This is a genomic window from Pseudoroseicyclus sp. H15 (assembly GCF_054353345.1).
The window spans coordinates 765213-781657 of the sequence record NZ_JBTHJE010000001.1; the positions used below are offsets into that span (position 1 = coordinate 765213).

Sequence of the window (16445 nt, forward strand, 5' to 3'; positions counted from 1 at the left end):
CGGAGGAAACAGACATGACCGCACCCCACCATCCCGCGCGGCTGGCCCGCCTGGCGCTGCCCGAGCGGGTCGGCGGCCAGAGCGCGCGCGAGGCCGACCTCGCGCTGATCGCACAGGCGCCAGATGCCTTTCTCGACACCACCCATTTCGACACCGTCCGCTTCCCCGCGCCGGATTGGGCGGCCGAAATGATGGGCGAGGTCCTGCGGGACGGCACCCGCGCCTACAGCCCCTATCGCGGCCATGCCGACGTGCTGCAGGCTGTCGCCGCCAACAGCGCCAAGCTGCTCGACCTGCCGGTCGACCCGGAGCGCAACGTCATACTCACCGCCGGCACCCAATCGGCGCTCTTCGCCGCGATGGGGGCTCTGGCGCCGGAGGGCGGCGAGGTCGTGCTGCTCTCGCCGGAATACCTGTTCGACGAGCGCATGGCCTCCTTCCTCGGCGCAAAGGTGCGGCATGTCTCGCTGGATCTGGCCGCCGAGACGCCCGACATGGCGGCGCTCGAGGCTGCCTTTGCCGGTGGCGCGAAGGTCTTCGTCTTCTCGCACCCGAACAACCCGACGGGCACGGTCTTCTCGGAAGAGACGGTGGCCGAGATCGCCCGCCTTGCGATCAAGCACGACGTCACCGTGGTGGCCGACGAGCTTTATTGCCGGCTGCTGCACGAGGGCATGCCCTTCTTCCACATCGCCGCGCAGCCCGGCATGGCGGAGCGCACGATCACGCTGCTTGGCCCCAGCAAGACGGAATCGCTCAGCGGCTATCGCCTGGGCGTGGCCATCGGCCCCGAGGCGCTGATCGCGCGGATGGAAAACGTGCTCTCGATCACCTCGCTGCGCGCCCCGGCCTATGCCCAGAGCCTCCTCACGCGCTGGCTGGGCGAGGATGGCGAGTGGCTGGCCGCGCGCATCCCCGAGCTGACGGCGCTGCGCGACCTCACCCGCGACAAGCTCTCGGCGCTCCCCTGGCTGAAGGTCACCACCGGCCGCGGCACCGCCTATGCGTGGTGCGACGCCCGGGCGCTGGATCTGCCGGGGGCCGAGGTCGCCCGGCGCCTGCTGGTCGATGCCGGCGTGCTGGTGAGCCCCGGCTACCAGTTCGGCCCGGAGACCGACGGCTTCTTCCGCCTGTGCTACGCGCGCGACGAGGCGGAATGGGCGGCGGCGCTGGACCGCGTCGTCTCGGTTCTTGGCAAGGCCTACGGGGCCGGGTCGCAGCAGGCGGCGGCGCAGGAGCCTGCATCGCCGGGGCAACTGGCGTAAGTTCGAGCGCTTTCGAGGTTAGGGGGCGGCGACCTGCGAAGGGTCGCCGCCCTTGCTTTTCGCGGGTAGCGCGACTCGAAGGTTTCTAAATGGTGAATGGGTTTCCCGGAAAGTCCCGCGATTAACCATCCGTTATTAGAGGTTTACAGTTCAATAACGCCGCTCCCGCGAATTATCGAAGTTTATTATCATTTAGTTACAATGTCTTGATCCGCATTCGGGCAGCCCTCTGTCGGCCTCTATCGTACCCCTCATTGACAGGCCTCACCCCCAGCTGAACCCTCGGGTCAGGAGAGCCATTCTCTCCGACGTTTCCGAGTAATCCGGCAAACCGAATTGCCGGCTGTGAATGGGTTTTGGTGTGGCCGATCGGGTTTCAGCCAGCGGTAAAGGTGCGCTCTCATGAAGGGCGAGGTTGCCGCAATCTTTGCGCTCAAGGTCGCGGCCATCGGGCTGAGCGTTCTGGGGCTGGCGGCCCTGGCCCGCGCCATGGATGTCGCGCAATACGGCGCCTTCGCCGCGATGCTCAGCGCCGGCCTTCTGCTCTCGATCCCCCTCATGGCCGGCCTCAACCTGTCGCTTCTGCGCGAGATGAGCGGCCGGGAGGGGGCGGAGCGGCTGGCCCTGGCGCGCCATGTGCTCGCCCGCTGGGCACCCGCCGCCGCAACCGTGGCTCTGCTCGCCACGACGCTGGCGTTGGCCGCCGGGGCCGCCCCGGTTGGCGCGGTCGCCACGGTCGCCGCCTTCGCGGCGCTCTACGCCCTGTCCGAAATCCTGCAGAGCATCACGCGGGTCATCGACGGTCCTGTGCGCGCCTTCGCCTACCGCGAGATCCTCTGGCGGGGCGCCGTCGTCGCCGTGGCCCTCGCCGCCCTCGGCCTTGGCGGGCTGACGGCGGTGCAGGCGCTGCTCTGCCTCACCGCTGCCCTCGCCGGCACAGTCGCGCTTCAGCTCGCAACAAGCGGCCTCCTGAGAGGCCCCGCGCAGGCGAACTCCAGCGAGATCACCGCCACCCGCCGTCGCCTGCTGCGCGAGGCGCCGTCCTTCACGCTCGCGGGCAGCCTCTCGACCGCTGCGCCGCATCTGGTCGTCGTGCTGGCGGGGCTGGCACTCAGCCTGACGGCGACGGCGCATTTCTTCACGGCCCTGAAAGTGGCGATGCTGCTTCAGCTCTCCGTCGTGGCGATGAACTTCGTTATCACCCCCCGTCTGCGGGCCATGACGATCGGCGGTGCGGGGGCGGCCGACATCCAGGCCGTCTCGCGCCTATGCGCCGCCTCTGCCCGCGTAAACCTGGCCTTCGGGGCCACGGGTGCGGCACTGCTCATCCCTTTCGCCGGGCCGGTGCTGTCACTCTTTGGCGCTGACTTCGCCGAGGCGGCGCCAACCTTGCGCATCCTCTGCCTCGCGGCGCTGCTCAACGCCGCTACGGGGCCCGCGGGCTTCGTGATGGTGATGTTCGGACGGCAGCGGGTGTTCAACCTCGTCTCCGCCACCTCGCTCGGGCTTGGCGCCATGCTCTGCCTCGCCCTTGGGCGGGCCTACGGGCTCACCGGCTTCTGCTGGGGCTACGTCGGCTGGGCCGCCATGCAGAGCCTTGGCACCGCGCTCGCCGCCTTCGGAACGCTGCAGATCAACCCCACCGCCCTGTCCCGGCCCATGCCGCGGGGGCTGGTCTCATGAGAGCCCTCGCCCATCTCGGTCGCGCTATTCACCTCGCCCGTCGCATCGCGGGCCGGGCAGAGGCGGAGTACCAACGCGCCCTCATCGCCCGCCACACGCAGGCCCCCGCGCTGGCCGGGCCCGGCTACATGACCGGCCTTCCCGCCATGCGCATCGGCAGCAATGTGCATCTGGGCCGCGGCTTTTTTATCCGCGCCGAGGGCGGCCTGACCATCGGGGACAATACGCATATCTCGCACCGGCTGACCGTCTACACGGTCAACCACCGCCATGACGGCACCCTCCTGCCTTTCGACGACACGCTCACTGCCCGGCCGGTCTCCATCGGCCGCAACGTGTGGATCGGCATCGGCGTGACGCTGCTGCCGGGCGCCCGCATCTGCGACGGCGCCATCATCGGGGCGGGGGCCGTCGTCGCCGGAGAAGTCGGGCGCGGGCAGATCTTCGGCGCGGCGCAGGCCGCACCGCTCAAGGCGCGGGTGGCGTCACATTACGACCGGCTGGAAGCGGCCGGCGCCTATTCCGGGCCCGGGGGGCGCCCGCTCTCATGAGGAGACAGCGCGATGGACGTATTGACCCTTACCCCCGCCCAGCTGGCCGACCAGACGGGCCGGCTCGCTCGACGCGTGCGCGAGAGCGGCTTTCTGCCCGAACTCGTCGTGGGCATTCGCACGGGGGGCGAGCATGTTGCCCGCCTGGCGTTGGAGGATTTCCCCGAGGCGCGGCTGGCGATTGTGCGGCGCCAGCGCGAGAGCACCAGGCTCAAGACCGGCATGAGCGTCGGGACAGTGCTCAAACCCATGCCCTATATGGTGACCGACCGGCTGCGCATTGCCGAGCACCGGATGCGCGAGCGCCGGGTCCGCGCCCGCGGCCGGGGCGGCCGGGCCGCGCGGGGCGGGCGCGACGCGGTGCGGGTGGAAAGCGGCGCCACGCTCGCCGCCCGGGAGTACAGCGAGCGCCGGATCCTCGTGGTCGATGACGCGGTCGATACCGGGCAGACGATGGCCGACGTGATGGATCACCTCGGCCGGCTCTTCCCGCGCGCCGAGATCCGCAGCTTCTCGATCTCGCGCACGATGGAGCACCCGCTCGTCGAGCCAGATTACGCCGCCACCGGCTACGGCACGCTCGTGCGCTTCTTCTGGTCGGAGGATTATCATGCCGAGTGATCCCGTGCTTGGTCAGGCCTCGCCCCTGCGCCCCGGCGACGTGCTGGTGATCGACCTCGACGGCACGCTGCTGCCGGGCAACAGCTTTCACCTCTGGCTGCGCCATCTGCTACTGCACGGCCTGCCGGGCGCCCGGCTGGGCGGTCGCCTCGTCTTGCTGCGGGCCATCGCGCTTCGGGCGCTCGGGCGGGCCAGCCATGCCGCCATGAAGGCACGGGTGATGCAGCTCTGGCAGGCGGCCGAGGCGCGGGCGCCGCACCGGGCCGAGGCGCAGCTCATCCGCTTCGCCAAGGGTCTGGCAAGCAGCTTCCGGCCCGAGCTGATCGAGCTGGCCTGGGAGGCGCGCGAGCGCGACATCCCTTGCTTGCTCGCCACCGCCGCGCCGCTGCCCTACGCCCGCGCGCTCAACCGGAGGGGACCCTTCGACGCCGTCGTCGCCAGCCGTCTCACCCCGCACGGGCTGGACGAGACGCTGGGCGCCCGCAAAGCGGCGGAGGTGCGCTCTGTCATGGCCGCGCGGGGCTGGGCCGGGCGGCCCTTCGTGCTCGCCACCGACCATGCCGACGATCTGCCGCTCTGCCGGCTGTCGCTGCAGGTGCTCTGGTACGGCCCGCCGGCGGAGGGGCGGCGCCTCTGCGCCACGAAGATCCTGCCCGAGCCGTCGGCGCGACGCGCACTGGAGGCCGCGACATGAGCGTGCCGGCGAGCCAGGTGTTCGTCCTCTCCGCCGGGCGCACGGCGACGACCACCTTCGCGCGCGCCGCCGCTCATCTGCCCGGCTTCACCGCCGGGCACGAAACCCGCGTGACAGAGCCGCTGGCGACGCGGCTGGGTTACCCGCGGCACCACATCGAGGCCGACAATCGCCTGGTCTTCCATTTGCAGCAGCTCGAGGCGCGCTACGGCGACAAGGCCCACTACGTGCATATCCGGCGCGACCCGGCTGAGATCGCGCAAAGCTACGCGGCGCGCTGGCCGCTAACCGTCTCTGTCGTGCGGGCATGGACGCATGGGGTGCGGATGCGGCCCCGCGTGCGGGCCAGCGAGATCGAGGCGATGTGCCGTGACTACGTCGACTGGGCCGAAAGTACGCTCGCGCTGTTCTTCGCCCGCCAGGCCCATGTGATGAGCTTCGATCTTGCCGCTCCCGTCGCGGAGTTCACCCGCTTCGCGCATTGGGCGGGGGTCGACGAGGTGCCGAACGCCGCGCTGGCCGAATGGCGCCAGAGCCACAATGCCAACCGCGCGCCGGGGCTGCGGCATCACGTGACCCGCCAGATGCGGCTGTGGATGGCGTAGCCTGCCTGCATGCAGATCTCCGTCATCATCCCCAGCTATAACCGCGCCGCGCAGATCGCCGGCGCCGTCCTTTCCGCCGCGCATCAGACGCGCCCGCCGGGTGAGATCATCGTCGTCGACGATGGCTCGACCGACCACACCCGTGCGGTGGTGGAGGCGCTGGCCCTGCCAAACCTCACCCTCATCTCGCAGCCGAACGCCGGGGGCAGCGCCGCGCGCAACGCCGGCATCGCCGCGGCCCGCCACCCGTGGATCGCGTTTCAGGACAGCGACGACGCCTGGCTGCCCCACAAGCTGGAGACGATCGCGCGCGAACTGGCGCGGCATGAGGCAGAGGGCGCAGGCGAGCTGAACGCCGTTTTCTCCGCCTTCACGCTCTACGATCCCGCCCGGCGCACCGCCCGGCTGATGCCGAAGGCGCTCGCCCGGGCCGAGGCGCCGTTGGTGCTGCTGCGCGACCCGCTCCGCGAGGCCCGGTTGCTGGCGGCCAACGCCGTGAGCACGCAGACGCTCGTGGCCCGCAGGGCCGTGCTGGAGCGGCTCGGCGGCTTCGATATCGCCCTGCGGCGCTTTCAGGATTGGGACCTGGCCATCCGCCTCGCCGCCGACGGGCCGATGCTCTACCTGCCCGAGCCGCTCGCCCATGTGGCGCTCTCGCCGGATTCGCTGACGCGCAACTACCGGGCGGGGCTGGAGGCGCGCCAGCATCTGCTGCGCAAGCACGCCGCCCTGCATGCGCGCGCCCCGGGTGACGCCCGCCGGGCGCGGCTCGACTTGGCGCTGCACCAGCTGGCGCTGCGCGTGAAGGGCAGGGGGGCCGCGCCGGGATGAGGCGGGCGGGCAGAAAGACGCTGCTGCTCTGCCCGCCCCTGGTCTTTCTGGCGCTCTGGGCCGCTGTGCTGGCCCTCTTCGAGCTTCGCCTCAGCACCCGCCTGACCGCGCCGACCGAAGCGGTTCTGGCGCTGCTGGCGCTGATCTGCGGCGGCTACTTGCTGGGCGCGCTCTATGCCGGCCTCGCCGCGCGCAAGCTGCGGCTTGGGATATCGGGCGCTCTCTGCCGCCGGCGCCGGCGCCTCGCGGCGGGCCTGCTCTGGGGCCTGCTCGCCCTGGCGGCGGTGGAGGCGGCCATCGAGGGCTTCATCCCCGCTCTGGCGCTCGCCCGGGGCGCGAGGATCAGCCATTTTGACTTCGGCATCGCCAGCATCCACGGCCTGCTCATTGCCGGCCTCACTGCCGTGGGCGCCGTCTTCTTCGCGGAGTTCTGCCTCACGGGCCGCAGGCGCGCCCTGGCCGCCGCGCTGGTGCCGATTGCCTACGCCGTGCTCTTCGTCAGCCGGAAGATGTTCACCGTCTGCTTTCTGGAATACGCCGTGATCTTCCTCTGCACCCGACCGCTGCGCCTGCGCGGGCTGGTCCTCGCGGCGGCGGCGATGCCGAGCTTCATCTATGCCTTCGGTGCCTTCGGCGACCTGCGCGGCCGCAGCGGGATGCTGGGAGATTACGGCGGCTTCGAGGGCCGGCTCTCCTTCCCGGGCGATACCGGCTTTCGCTGGGTCTATCTCTACGCCACGACGCCGCTCGACAATCTAAGCCACACCGCCGCACGCTACCCGCCCGAGACCAATCTCGGTCTATCGCGCACCCTTGGCCCGCTCGTGCCCTCTGCGGTGACGCGGCTGGTGGAGGGCGAGGCCGGCGCCCTTGGCCGTTTCCAGCGGGCGGGGGTGGAGCGCTACTGGCTGAAGAGCGCGATGTTCAACGTCTCCACCGGCTTCAACCCGGCCTATCTCGATCTCGGCCGCCCCGGCATTTTCGCCTTCGCCGCGGCCATCGGCTTTGCGACGACCTTCGCCTTCTGCACCTTTCGTGGGATCATCGGCCTAGCGGTCTTCGCAGCGCTCATGGCCGGCTCGGTGCTGACGGTCTTCTCCAACAGCTTCAGCAATCTCAACTATGCTGGCCAGGCGCTGTTCTTCCTGCTGATCCGCTACCCGCTGATCCTGCGGGGCCCGCGCCACAGCGGGGGCAGCCTGCCCATGGGGTATGTCACGCCGGCCCCGCGATGGCGCTGGGGCGCTGTCCTTCCGCGGCTCAATCGCCCCCGAAGAGGTCGCGGGTATACACCTTGTGGCCCACATCCTGCAGCTCTTCCGTCACCCGGTTGGCCACGATCAGCCCGGCCTGCGCCTTGAAGTCATCCAGGCTGGTGACCACCGGCGAGCCGAAGAACTCCGCCGCATCGAGATTGGGCTCGAAGACGATGACGGGAATACCCTTCGCCTTGATCCGCTTCATGACGCCCTGCACCGAACTGTCGCGGAAATTGTCGGAATCGGCCTTCATCACCAGCCGGTAGATGCCCACAACCTCGGGTTTCTTCGCCAGAATGCTTTCGGCGATGAAATCCTTGCGCACCGAATTGGCATCGACGATGGCGCGGATCAGCGTTTGCGGCACCTGGCTGTAATTGGCGAGCAGCTGGCGCGTGTCCTTCGGCAGGCAATAGCCGCCATAGCCGAAGGAGGGGTTGTTGTAATGGCCGCCGATGCGCGGATCGAGGCTGACGCCGTCGATGATCTGCCGCGACTGCATGCCATGCACCTCGGCAAAGGTGTCGAGCTCGTTAAAATAGGCGACGCGCATGGCGAGGAAGGTGTTGGAGAACAGCTTGATCGCCTCTGCTTCCGACGGGTCGGTGAAGAGCACCGGGACGTCCTTGCGGATGGCGCCCTCTTTCAGCAGCTCGGCGAATTGTTCGGCCCGCTTGGAGCGCTCACCGACGACGATGCGAGAGGGGTAGAGGTTGTCATGCAGCGCCCGGCCCTCGCGCAGGAACTCGGGCGAAAAGATGATGTTCTCGTTGCCGGAGCGGGCGCGGATATCGGCCGTGTAGCCGACGGGGATGGTCGACTTGATGACGATCACCGCATCGGGTGCCAGGCGCGTGACATCGGCGATGACCGCCTCGACGCTGCGGGTGTCGAAGTGGTTGGTGGCCGGATCGTAGTTTGTGGGGGTGGCGACGATGACAAAGGAGGCCCCGGCGTATGCCTCTTCGGGGCTGGTCGTGGCGGCGAGGTTCAGGGCCTTGTTGGCGAGGTAGTCCGAGATTTCGGTGTCGATGATCGGGGATTTGCGCGCATTCACTGTCTCGACGCGCCGTGCTGAGAGGTCGACAGCCACGACCTCGTTGTGCTGAGCGAGCAGAACCGCGTTCGACAGCCCCACATATCCGATCCCCGCGACTGCAATCTTCATACGGTCTCTCCAGCTCTCCGCCCCGTGCCGGGTGCCCGGCCGCAGCGTTTCACCCAAGCGACTGCCAGTATCGCGAGACCTTCGCAAGCCGCGAGAGCCGATTGCCAGCGGCCATCCGCCGCGCCAAACCGTTTGTCATCCGGCCCGCAAATTGCGTAGCCTGCCCAAAAATCTTGGAAGGACAAATGATGCGCACAATGGCCGCCGTGGCGCTCGAAGCGGGCAAGCCGCTGGAAGTGATGGAGGTGAATCTCGAGAGCCCGAAGGCCGGCGAGGTTCTGGTGGAGATCAAGGCCACCGGCATCTGCCATACCGACGAGTTCACCCGCTCGGGCGCCGACCCCGAGGGTCTCTTTCCCTCCATCCTCGGCCATGAGGGCGCGGGCGTGGTCGTCGAGGTCGGCGAGGGCGTCACCACGCTGAAGCCGGGCGACCATGTCATCCCGCTCTACACGCCGGAATGCCGCGAATGCCCCTCTTGCCTGTCGGGCAAGACGAACCTCTGCACCGCGATCCGCAATACGCAAGGCCAGGGCCTGATGCCCGACGGCACGACGCGCTTCTCGATGCTCGATGGCACGCCGATCTACCATTACATGGGCTGCTCGACCTTCGCGAACCACACGGTGATGCCCGAGATCGCGCTGGCCAAGGTGCGGGACGACGCCCCCTTCGACAAGATTTGCTACATCGGCTGCGGTGTGACCACCGGCATCGGCGCCGTCATCAACACCGCCGGTGTCGAGATCGGCTCGACCGCCGCAGTCTTCGGGCTCGGCGGTATCGGGCTCAACGTGATCCAGGGCCTGCGCATGGCCGGGGCCGACATGATCATCGGCGTCGACCTCAACGACGGCAAGGAGGAGATGGCCCGCAAGTTCGGCATGACGCATTTCGTCAACCCGTCGAAGCTCGAGGGCTCCGTCACGCAGGCCATCGTCGATCTCACCAAGACCGAGCGCGACCAGATCGGCGGGGTCGATTATTCCTTTGACGCCACCGGCAACGTGAATGTCATGCGGGATGCGCTGGAATGCTCGCACCGCGGCTGGGGTGTCTCCGTCATCATCGGCGTGGCGCCGGCGGGGGCCGAAATCTCCACCCGCCCGTTCCAGCTCGTCACCGGGCGCACGTGGAAGGGCACGGCCTTCGGCGGCGCCAAGGGCCGCACCGACGTGCCGAAGTTCGTCGACTGGTACATGGACGGCAAGGTCGAGATCGACCCGATGATCACGCACACGCTCAAGCTTGAAGACATCAACGAAGGCTTCGAGCTGATGCACAAGGGCGAGAGCATCCGCGCCGTCGTCGTCTACTAAGCCAAACTGCTCTCCGCCGGCGCCGCATTCTGGCGCCGGCGGCACTGTTTTTCTGAAGGAGGAGGTTTTCAGATGTTCATTTCACCCCGCCCCGCATGGGCTCTCGCCGCCGCGATCGGCCTTCTGGCCGGCCCTGCGCTCGCCGAAGGCTGGACGGCCACCGAACTCGGCTGGATGGACACCGAGGCCAATTGCATGGACCGCGCCGACCGTGTCTTCCAGCGCTACCGCGACACCTATGCGCCGGGCACTGATGTCTCTGGCGCCGGTTGGACGGCAGCCGGCTACGACCAGCTCGGCGAAGATGTGGATTCCCTCATCATCTGCCCGCAGGTGAACGACCAGATCGCGCCTTACCTCGTCTCGCATTCCAGCCACGATTTCCCCGACGAGCGCGAGCTGGTGCATGACCGGCTGCTCGCGCTCTGGGACAAGACGTATTAAGGCCTTCCGGCGCTCAGAGCCCCATATCGCGGCGCCCCGCCCGGGCCAGTGCCTCGGCGAGCGCATCGGGCAGCGGCTTCTTGGGCGAGAAGGTCACGCCGGTCTTCGTGGCCTTCAGCCCGGCGGCGGCGATATCTTCGCGGCAGGCCGTGATGGCGCCGGAGCTGACGTAAAGCCCGCACCGGCTCTTGAAGGCGGCATAGCCGGCGATGACCGTGCCGCCGATGGCGAAGCCCGGCATGTCGTAGCGGATGATCTCTTCGGCGCCGGGCAGCGCCGCGGCGAGCCGGGCGCGAAGCTGGTGAAGCGCCGGCTGCAGCGCCTCGGGCGCGGCGGCGATGTAGGCGTCTGGCGTGTCCGTGGCGCTCATTCTGCCGCCTTCGCTCGATGGCCGTCGGTCGAGGGTAGCCCGCCGCCCCCTGTCCGCAAAGGCCGCGTTGCCAGCCGGGGCCGAAGAGCCTAGGTGTGCCGCATCCTTCCCGGAGCCCGAAAGGCCCCTCATGCCCGACAGCCGCCCGCTTCTCGCAGTCCTGATCGACGCCGACAATTCCTCGCCCGCAAAGGCCCGCGCCGTCTTTGCCGAGATCGCCTCGCTGGGCGAGGCCTCCGTGCGGCGCTGCTATGGCGACTTCTCCTCGCAGCGCATGGCAGGCTGGGGGAAGATGCAGGCAGAGCTCGGGCTGGTGCCGCACCACGCGCCCGCCAATACCGTGGGCAAGAACGCCTCCGACATCTCCCTGGTCATCGACGCGATGGATCTGCTGCACACCGGCCGCTTCGACGGTTTCGTGCTGGTCAGCTCGGATAGCGACTTCACCCGCCTCGCCAGCCGCATCCGCGAGCAGGGCATGGATGTCTACGGCATCGGCCAGAAGAAAACGCCGGAGGCGTTCCGCAAGGCCTGCAAGCGCTTCATCTTCGTCGAGAACCTCGGCGACGGCCACGAGTCGGTCGAGCCGCCCGCCCAGCCCAGCACGCCGGCGCCGCCGCCTGAGACTGCAGAGCCGGATGGCGGCCCGAAGGGCACGCCCGACGAGGCGCGCCGCCTCATCACCGGGGCGATGGATGCGATCGAGCAGGAGGACGAGTGGTATACGCTCAGCCAGCTCGGCCAATACATCACCAGCGCCAACCCCGATTTCGACACGCGGACCTATGGCAAGCGCAAGCTCAGCGACCTGATCCGCGAGCTGAAGATCTTCGAGACGAAGACGGGCTCCGGCAACCAGCTGCTGGTCCGCCGGCGCGACTGAGATGCGGGAGCGGCTGGGATGACGGAGCGGCTGTCGCCCGATGAGGCCGGGCTCGCCCGCGCCGCCGACCTCTTGCGCGGCGGCGGCCTCGTCGCCTTTCCGACGGAGACGGTCTACGGCCTCGGCGCCGATGCCACCAATGGCACGGCGGTCGCCGGTATCTACGAGGCCAAGGGCCGCCCCAGCTTCAATCCCCTGATCGTCCACGTCGCCTCGCTTACGCAGGCGGCGGAGCTGGTGGAGCTGAGCGCCGAGGCCGAGCGCCTCGCCGCCGCCTTCTGGCCCGGCGCTCTGACGATGGTGCTGCCCGCAAGGCCCGGCAACGGCATCGCCTCCCTCGCCAGCGCCGGCCTCCCCTCGCTCGGCATCCGCCTGCCCGCCCATTCCCTGGCCCGGCAGCTGCTTGAGGCGACTGGCCGCCCCGTAGCGGCCCCCTCCGCCAACCCGTCCGGCCGCGTCTCACCCACCACGGCGGAGCATGTGCTCGCCGGCCTCTCCGGCAAGATCGCAGCAGTGCTCGATGGCGGTGCCTGCGACGTCGGCGTCGAGAGCACCATCATCGGCCTCACCGGCGCGCCCGCCCTGCTGCGCGCCGGTGGCATCCCGGCGGAAGCGATCGAGGCCTGCCTCGGCGCGCCCCTCGCCCCGCCGCCCGCCAATGCCAGCCCGACCTCACCGGGCCAGCTCGCCTCGCATTACGCTCCAACGGGGACCATCCGCCTCGATGCCGAAGCGGCGCGCCCCGGCGAGACCTTTCTCGGCTTCGGCCCGTCCGCTGCCGACCTGAACCTCTCGTCCAGCGGCGACCTGACCGAGGCGGCAGCCAATCTCTTCGCCTGCCTGCACCAGCTCGACGCGATGGGCGCCACCCGCATCGCGGTAGCCCCCATCCCCGACCACGGCCTCGGTCGCGCCATCAACGACCGCCTCCGCCGCGCCGCCGCCCCCCGCCCCTGAGCCTTCCGACACGCCGCACCCAACCAGCGACCGCCCGATCCTCAGCCGAGCGCGGCCTCACCATCCCCCTGTCTTTGCTCCAATAAATCCCGGGGGCTCCGGGGGCTGGCCCCCGGTCCCGCACTCTCAGCCAGCACCGACCTACTCCCCCGAGGTCAGCACCACTTCCACCCGCCGGTTCTCCTCGCGCCCCGCCTCGGTCAGGTTGCTGGCCACCGGCGCGAGGTAGCCCATTCCCTCCGCCGCGAGCTGGCTTCGCGGGATATCGTAACGGCTCACCAGCCGTTCCAGCACAGATCCGGCGCGGCGTCGGGAGAGGGTGATGTTGCCGTCGAGCCCGCCTTCGGTGTCGGTATGGCCCACCAGCGCCACGCGGTGGCCTGGGTTGTCCTGCAGGTAGCGGGCAAGGGCCTGCAGCGAGGCATAGGGGCCGGGGCCGAGCTGGGCCGAGCCGGTCTCGAAGCTCAGATCGGTCAGGATCACCCGGCCGGCGCCCTCCAGCTCGGCGGCGAAGTCCTCCGGCAGGGCGGCGGGGATGGACGGCGCGGCAAAGGCTTCGCGGCCCGGCGTCATCGCCGCGGCGCCGGTGCCGGAGAGGGCGGTGCCGGCGGGGCCGATGCGCACGAGATGCGCATAGGCGGCGCGCGCGGTACCGGAGGTGAGGAGGAAGATAGTTTCCGTGCCACCCTCCCCCTGCCGCTCCGCCGTCAGCGCGCGGAAGTCGCCGAGGTCGAACCAGAAATCGGGCGCCGGGATCAGGTCGAGCCCGAGGCGAAAGTCGAAGCCGCCGCAGCCTTCGGTCGCGCAGTCCAGCAGGATGTCGAAACCCGCCGCCTCCAGCTGCGCGCGCAGGGGGGCGAGCAGCTCCAGCGTGGTCACCCCCTCGCCGACGCGCCAGGCCTGGGCGCGGATCTCGCCCTCTGCATCGGTTCGGGGGGCCTCTCCGCCAACCGCCGGGCCGATTGGTACGGCGTAGGAGCCGGCCTCTTCCACCCGCTCGGCGGTCATCTCGGCATTGGAGGGAAAGTCCAGCACCTGCGCCCCGGCGGGGCTCGCCAGCAGAAGGAGGAGGGCGGCGGCTGCCCTCATGCCGGCAGGGCGCGATAGTGGTAGCCGCCCTGCTCCTGCATGCCGAGGCCGCGGTAGAGCGCGTTCGCCCCGGTATTGGCGCGGGTCACGAGCAGGCAGAGCGCCTTGGCCCCCTCCGCCTGGGCCCAGGCGGAGGCGCCAAACATGAGTTGCCGCGCGAGGCCGCGGCGGCGGTGCGTGGCGCGCACGTCGAGCGCGTGCAGCATGGCGAGGCCCCCTTGCATGGCAACGAAGGCGGTGCCCGCGGGCTCCTCCCCGAGCCGGCCAAGCAGGGCTGTCTTCGGCCCGGCGACCCGCGCCATCACCGCCAGCCGCTCCGGCCCGATGCCGCCTTCGGCCCAGATCTCGCGCTGCTCCTCTGTCGGCGGCCAGTGGGCGGTGACGTCGCCTCCCGGCCCTCCGGCCAATCCAGCCGGCGCCGCCGCGTAGGTGACCACCGGGTCCTTCACCGCATAGCCGCGGCCGGCGAGGGTCTCGTCCAGCGCCTCCTGTCCCGCGCGCACCATCACCAGCGGCGCCTGGCCGAGCGCCCGCATGGCGGCTTCGGCCTCGTCCAGACCGGCCACCTCGCCTTCCAGCGTCGCTGCGCTCACCCGGCTGCCGCCGCCGGCGCCCTTGCGGATCGTCCAGGGGCCGAGGCGACGGGTGGAGAGGGGCGGCCAGGTCGCCTCGATCGCCCCGTAGAGCCGGTCGGGGGCGATCAGCGGCGCCGTCACCCGAAGAGCTCCCCCAGCCGCACCATCGCGGCATCCAGAGCCGCGCCATCCTGCCCGCGCACCACCAGGTTCACGCCCACCGCGCCGTCGGGGCGGCGAAAGGGGTAGGAGCCGAAGGAAAGCTCAGGGTACTCCGCCGCCAGCTCGCCGAGCGGCCCGGCCAGATCGCCCTCGCCCTGGTGCACCATCAGCGACTGGCTGAGCACCGGCGCCCCACCCGCGAGGCCCGGCAGCAGCCCGGCGACCATCGCCTCGAAGATCTGCGGCACGCCGGCCATCACATGCACATTGCCAAGCGTGAAGCCCGGCGCGGCGGAAATCGGGTTGGCGATCAGCGTCGCCCTGTCGGGCACACGGGCCATGCGCAGCCGCGCCTCGTTCAGCTCCTGCCCCGTCCGGGCGTAATGGGCGGCGAGAATTGCGCGGGCATCGTCGCGCACGCCGATGGGGGCGCCCATGGCCTCGGCCACCGCCTCGGCGGTGATGTCGTCATGCGTCGGCCCGATGCCGCCGGAGGTGAAGAGATGGTCATGCGCCCCGGCCAGCGCCCGCACGGCAGAGACGATGGTGGCATGATCGTCGCCGATCACGCGGATCTCGCGCAGGTCGATCCCCAGCCGCGCCAGCTCGCCGGCCAGATGGTGGCCATTGCCCTCGCGCGTGCGGCCAGAGAGGATCTCGTCGCCGATCACGAGCATGGCGGCTGTGGGATTGGTCATGGTCTCTCTCTCGTCGGCGCGGGGCCGGTCTGGAACTTTGCGGCCGGTTGTCCTAAGTGGACAGCATTAGGAGGGCTTGCAGGCTTGGACAAGACGCGCGGCAGACTGACACGGGATGGCATCCGCATCTACGAGCCGGGCGATTTCGCCGGCATGGCGGCGGCTGGCCGGCTGACGGCCGAGATCCTCGACCGCATCGCGGAGCGTATCGAGCCGGGGGTGACCACCGAAGAGATCGATGCCGAGATAGAGCGCATGGTCGTCGAGGCCGGCGCGACGTCGGCCACCATCGGCTACAAGGGCTACAAGCACGCCTCCTGCATTTCGATCAACCATGTGGTCTGCCACGGCATTCCGGGGCCGAAGAAGCTGAAGGATGGCGACATCCTCAACATCGACGTCACGGTGATCCTTGACGGCTGGTACGGCGACAGCAGCCGCATGTACGTGGCCGGCAAGCTGCCGAAGAAGGCCGAGCGCCTGATCGAGGTGACGCATGACGCCCTGATGAAGGGCATCGAGGCGGCCGTGCCCGGCAATACGTTCGGAGACATCGGCGCAGCGATCCAGGCCTTCGTCGAGGGCAACCGGATGAGCGTTGTCCGCGACTTCTGCGGCCACGGGCTCGGCCGCGTGTTTCACGCCCCGCCGAACGTGCTGCATTACGGGCGTCCGGGCACGGGGCCGATGTTGGAAGAGGGCATGTTCTTCACCATCGAGCCGATGGTGAACCTCGGCGGCGCGGCGACCAAGGTGCTGAGCGACGATTGGACAGCGGTCACCCGCGACCGCTCGCTCTCGGCCCAGTTCGAACATTCGATCGGGATCGGGCCGGATGGTCCGGTGATCTTCACCCTCTCCCCCGCGGGCAAGTTCTACCCGACCTGGGGATGAGGCGCGTTTGAGGGGATCGTCGGTGGGGTACGCCCCGCCACACGGGCCACCCTTCGATAGGGCTACCTTCTTAGAGAGACCCGCGATCAACCGCCTTCCTCGTACGCCGGCCCGTGGGGTGGCGCCACGACGTCTCCGCCACAGCGCTTTATGCCGGCAACACCCCTCTCAGCGGGAGGCTCAGCACCAAGCTCAGCCAGAGCGCCAGCCCGCCGGGACGGGCCGGCGCTTGCGCGGCGGCCTGAAGGCCTTGATTCCGCGCGGGGGACTGAGCGGTGATGTTGGTCGGAAAGAAATGAGGAGGGCTGGCCGCCATCACTCAGCGTCTCGCTCTCCCTCCATCCGCTTCCAGAGCAGCGACAGCAGTGTCTCGCCCT

At 69.5% G+C, this 16445-nt stretch carries 18 protein-coding genes; 13 read left to right on the top strand and 5 right to left on the bottom strand.

Features of this window, described 5'->3' with window-relative positions; genetic code table 11:
- Positions 1–14 precede the first annotated feature (14 nt).
- The 8 genes from ACXN5S_RS03645 (at position 15) to ACXN5S_RS03680 (ending at position 7611) form a co-directional block, all read left to right on the top strand.
- A complete protein-coding gene (locus ACXN5S_RS03645; RefSeq protein WP_458604024.1) occupies positions 15–1265 on the top strand; it encodes an aminotransferase class I/II-fold pyridoxal phosphate-dependent enzyme in 1251 nt (416 codons plus the stop codon).
- A gap of 402 nt (positions 1266–1667) precedes the next feature.
- Positions 1668–2948 (top strand): lipopolysaccharide biosynthesis protein, encoded by a 1281-nt coding sequence (locus tag ACXN5S_RS03650; protein WP_458604025.1) that lies wholly within the window; start codon positions 1668–1670, stop codon positions 2946–2948.
- A complete protein-coding gene (locus ACXN5S_RS03655; protein WP_458604026.1) occupies positions 2945–3499 on the top strand; it encodes an acyltransferase in 555 nt (184 codons plus the stop codon). Before ACXN5S_RS03650 ends, ACXN5S_RS03655 begins: the two co-directional genes overlap by 4 nt.
- Before the next feature lie 12 nt (positions 3500–3511).
- Positions 3512–4120 (top strand): phosphoribosyltransferase family protein, encoded by a 609-nt coding sequence (locus ACXN5S_RS03660; RefSeq protein WP_458604027.1) that lies wholly within the window; start codon positions 3512–3514, stop codon positions 4118–4120.
- Positions 4110–4814 carry an HAD family hydrolase gene (locus ACXN5S_RS03665; RefSeq protein ID WP_458604028.1) on the top strand — a complete coding sequence of 235 codons (705 nt, stop codon included), beginning with the start codon at positions 4110–4112 and terminating at the stop codon, positions 4812–4814. Before ACXN5S_RS03660 ends, ACXN5S_RS03665 begins: the two co-directional genes overlap by 11 nt.
- Positions 4811–5419: a hypothetical protein gene (locus tag ACXN5S_RS03670; protein WP_458604029.1), complete on the top strand. Its 609-nt coding sequence runs from the start codon at positions 4811–4813 to the stop codon at positions 5417–5419. The genes ACXN5S_RS03665 and ACXN5S_RS03670 overlap by 4 nt, the downstream gene beginning before the upstream one ends.
- A 9-nt stretch (positions 5420–5428) precedes the next feature.
- Positions 5429–6250 (top strand): glycosyltransferase family 2 protein, encoded by an 822-nt coding sequence (locus ACXN5S_RS03675; RefSeq protein ID WP_458604030.1) that lies wholly within the window; start codon positions 5429–5431, stop codon positions 6248–6250.
- Positions 6247–7611, top strand: coding sequence for a hypothetical protein (locus tag ACXN5S_RS03680; protein WP_458604031.1), 1365 nt, complete (start codon positions 6247–6249; stop codon positions 7609–7611). Before ACXN5S_RS03675 ends, ACXN5S_RS03680 begins: the two co-directional genes overlap by 4 nt.
- Here the strand turns inward: ACXN5S_RS03680 and ACXN5S_RS03685 are convergent.
- Positions 7511–8677, bottom strand: a complete 1167-nt coding sequence (locus ACXN5S_RS03685) for a nucleotide sugar dehydrogenase (protein WP_458604032.1) — start codon at positions 8675–8677, stop codon at positions 7511–7513. The genes ACXN5S_RS03680 and ACXN5S_RS03685 overlap by 101 nt on opposite strands.
- A gap of 188 nt (positions 8678–8865) precedes the next feature.
- On the opposite strand from ACXN5S_RS03685, the gene ACXN5S_RS03690 reads away from it, so the two are divergent.
- Positions 8866–9996: an S-(hydroxymethyl)glutathione dehydrogenase/class III alcohol dehydrogenase gene (locus ACXN5S_RS03690; protein WP_458604077.1), complete on the top strand. Its 1131-nt coding sequence runs from the start codon at positions 8866–8868 to the stop codon at positions 9994–9996.
- 72 nt (positions 9997–10068) lie between these two features.
- Entirely contained in the window at positions 10069–10440 is a 372-nt protein-coding gene (locus ACXN5S_RS03695; RefSeq protein WP_458604033.1) for a hypothetical protein, read from the top strand.
- 13 nt (positions 10441–10453) lie between these two features.
- Here ACXN5S_RS03695 and ACXN5S_RS03700 read toward each other — a convergent pair whose 3' ends face one another.
- On the bottom strand, positions 10454–10810 hold the full coding sequence (locus tag ACXN5S_RS03700) for an iron chaperone (RefSeq protein ID WP_458604034.1): 357 nt from the start codon (positions 10808–10810) through the stop codon (positions 10454–10456).
- 130 nt (positions 10811–10940) lie between these two features.
- Here ACXN5S_RS03700 and ACXN5S_RS03705 point away from each other — a divergent pair, with 130 nt between their 5' ends.
- Together ACXN5S_RS03705 and ACXN5S_RS03710 are read left to right on the top strand one after the other, a co-directional pair.
- On the top strand, positions 10941–11693 hold the full coding sequence (locus tag ACXN5S_RS03705) for an NYN domain-containing protein (RefSeq protein ID WP_458604035.1): 753 nt from the start codon (positions 10941–10943) through the stop codon (positions 11691–11693).
- 18 nt (positions 11694–11711) lie between these two features.
- The gene (locus ACXN5S_RS03710) at positions 11712–12650 is read left to right on the top strand and encodes an L-threonylcarbamoyladenylate synthase (protein WP_458604036.1); all 939 of its coding nucleotides are present in this window, start codon (positions 11712–11714) and stop codon (positions 12648–12650) included.
- A 141-nt stretch (positions 12651–12791) separates the two neighbouring features.
- Here ACXN5S_RS03710 and ACXN5S_RS03715 read toward each other — a convergent pair whose 3' ends face one another.
- From ACXN5S_RS03715 to ACXN5S_RS03725, 3 genes are read right to left on the bottom strand one after another with little or no spacing between them, the layout of a single operon-like run.
- Positions 12792–13739, bottom strand: a complete 948-nt coding sequence (locus ACXN5S_RS03715) for an OmpA family protein (protein WP_458604037.1) — start codon at positions 13737–13739, stop codon at positions 12792–12794.
- The gene (locus ACXN5S_RS03720) at positions 13736–14455 is read right to left on the bottom strand and encodes a GNAT family N-acetyltransferase (RefSeq protein ID WP_458604038.1); all 720 of its coding nucleotides are present in this window, start codon (positions 14453–14455) and stop codon (positions 13736–13738) included. Before ACXN5S_RS03720 ends, ACXN5S_RS03715 begins: the two co-directional genes overlap by 4 nt.
- Entirely contained in the window at positions 14452–15174 is a 723-nt protein-coding gene (locus ACXN5S_RS03725) for a competence/damage-inducible protein A (protein ID WP_458604039.1), read from the bottom strand. The genes ACXN5S_RS03720 and ACXN5S_RS03725 overlap by 4 nt, the downstream gene beginning before the upstream one ends.
- Before the next feature lie 84 nt (positions 15175–15258).
- Between ACXN5S_RS03725 and map the strand changes: the two genes are divergently transcribed.
- Positions 15259–16068, top strand: coding sequence for a type I methionyl aminopeptidase (gene map / locus ACXN5S_RS03730; RefSeq protein ID WP_458604040.1), 810 nt, complete (start codon positions 15259–15261; stop codon positions 16066–16068).
- Positions 16069–16445 lie beyond the last annotated feature (377 nt).

Excerpts from the sequence above, each read along its gene's own strand:
- ACXN5S_RS03645 (WP_458604024.1), top strand. The coding sequence starts at position 15 with ATGACCGCACCCCACCATCCCGCGCGGCTGGCCCGCCTGGCGCTGCCC.
- ACXN5S_RS03650 (WP_458604025.1), top strand. The coding sequence starts at position 1,668 with ATGAAGGGCGAGGTTGCCGCAATCTTTGCGCTCAAGGTCGCGGCCATC.
- ACXN5S_RS03655 (WP_458604026.1), top strand. The coding sequence starts at position 2,945 with ATGAGAGCCCTCGCCCATCTCGGTCGCGCTATTCACCTCGCCCGTCGC.
- ACXN5S_RS03660 (WP_458604027.1), top strand. The coding sequence starts at position 3,512 with ATGGACGTATTGACCCTTACCCCCGCCCAGCTGGCCGACCAGACGGGC.
- ACXN5S_RS03665 (WP_458604028.1), top strand. The coding sequence starts at position 4,110 with ATGCCGAGTGATCCCGTGCTTGGTCAGGCCTCGCCCCTGCGCCCCGGC.
- ACXN5S_RS03670 (WP_458604029.1), top strand. The coding sequence starts at position 4,811 with ATGAGCGTGCCGGCGAGCCAGGTGTTCGTCCTCTCCGCCGGGCGCACG.
- ACXN5S_RS03675 (WP_458604030.1), top strand. The coding sequence starts at position 5,429 with ATGCAGATCTCCGTCATCATCCCCAGCTATAACCGCGCCGCGCAGATC.
- ACXN5S_RS03680 (WP_458604031.1), top strand. The coding sequence starts at position 6,247 with ATGAGGCGGGCGGGCAGAAAGACGCTGCTGCTCTGCCCGCCCCTGGTC.
- ACXN5S_RS03685 (WP_458604032.1), bottom strand. The coding sequence starts at position 8,677 with ATGAAGATTGCAGTCGCGGGGATCGGATATGTGGGGCTGTCGAACGCG.
- ACXN5S_RS03690 (WP_458604077.1), top strand. The coding sequence starts at position 8,866 with ATGCGCACAATGGCCGCCGTGGCGCTCGAAGCGGGCAAGCCGCTGGAA.
- ACXN5S_RS03695 (WP_458604033.1), top strand. The coding sequence starts at position 10,069 with ATGTTCATTTCACCCCGCCCCGCATGGGCTCTCGCCGCCGCGATCGGC.
- ACXN5S_RS03700 (WP_458604034.1), bottom strand. The coding sequence starts at position 10,810 with ATGAGCGCCACGGACACGCCAGACGCCTACATCGCCGCCGCGCCCGAG.
- ACXN5S_RS03705 (WP_458604035.1), top strand. The coding sequence starts at position 10,941 with ATGCCCGACAGCCGCCCGCTTCTCGCAGTCCTGATCGACGCCGACAAT.
- ACXN5S_RS03710 (WP_458604036.1), top strand. The coding sequence starts at position 11,712 with ATGACGGAGCGGCTGTCGCCCGATGAGGCCGGGCTCGCCCGCGCCGCC.
- ACXN5S_RS03715 (WP_458604037.1), bottom strand. The coding sequence starts at position 13,739 with ATGAGGGCAGCCGCCGCCCTCCTCCTTCTGCTGGCGAGCCCCGCCGGG.
- ACXN5S_RS03725 (WP_458604039.1), bottom strand. The coding sequence starts at position 15,174 with ATGACCAATCCCACAGCCGCCATGCTCGTGATCGGCGACGAGATCCTC.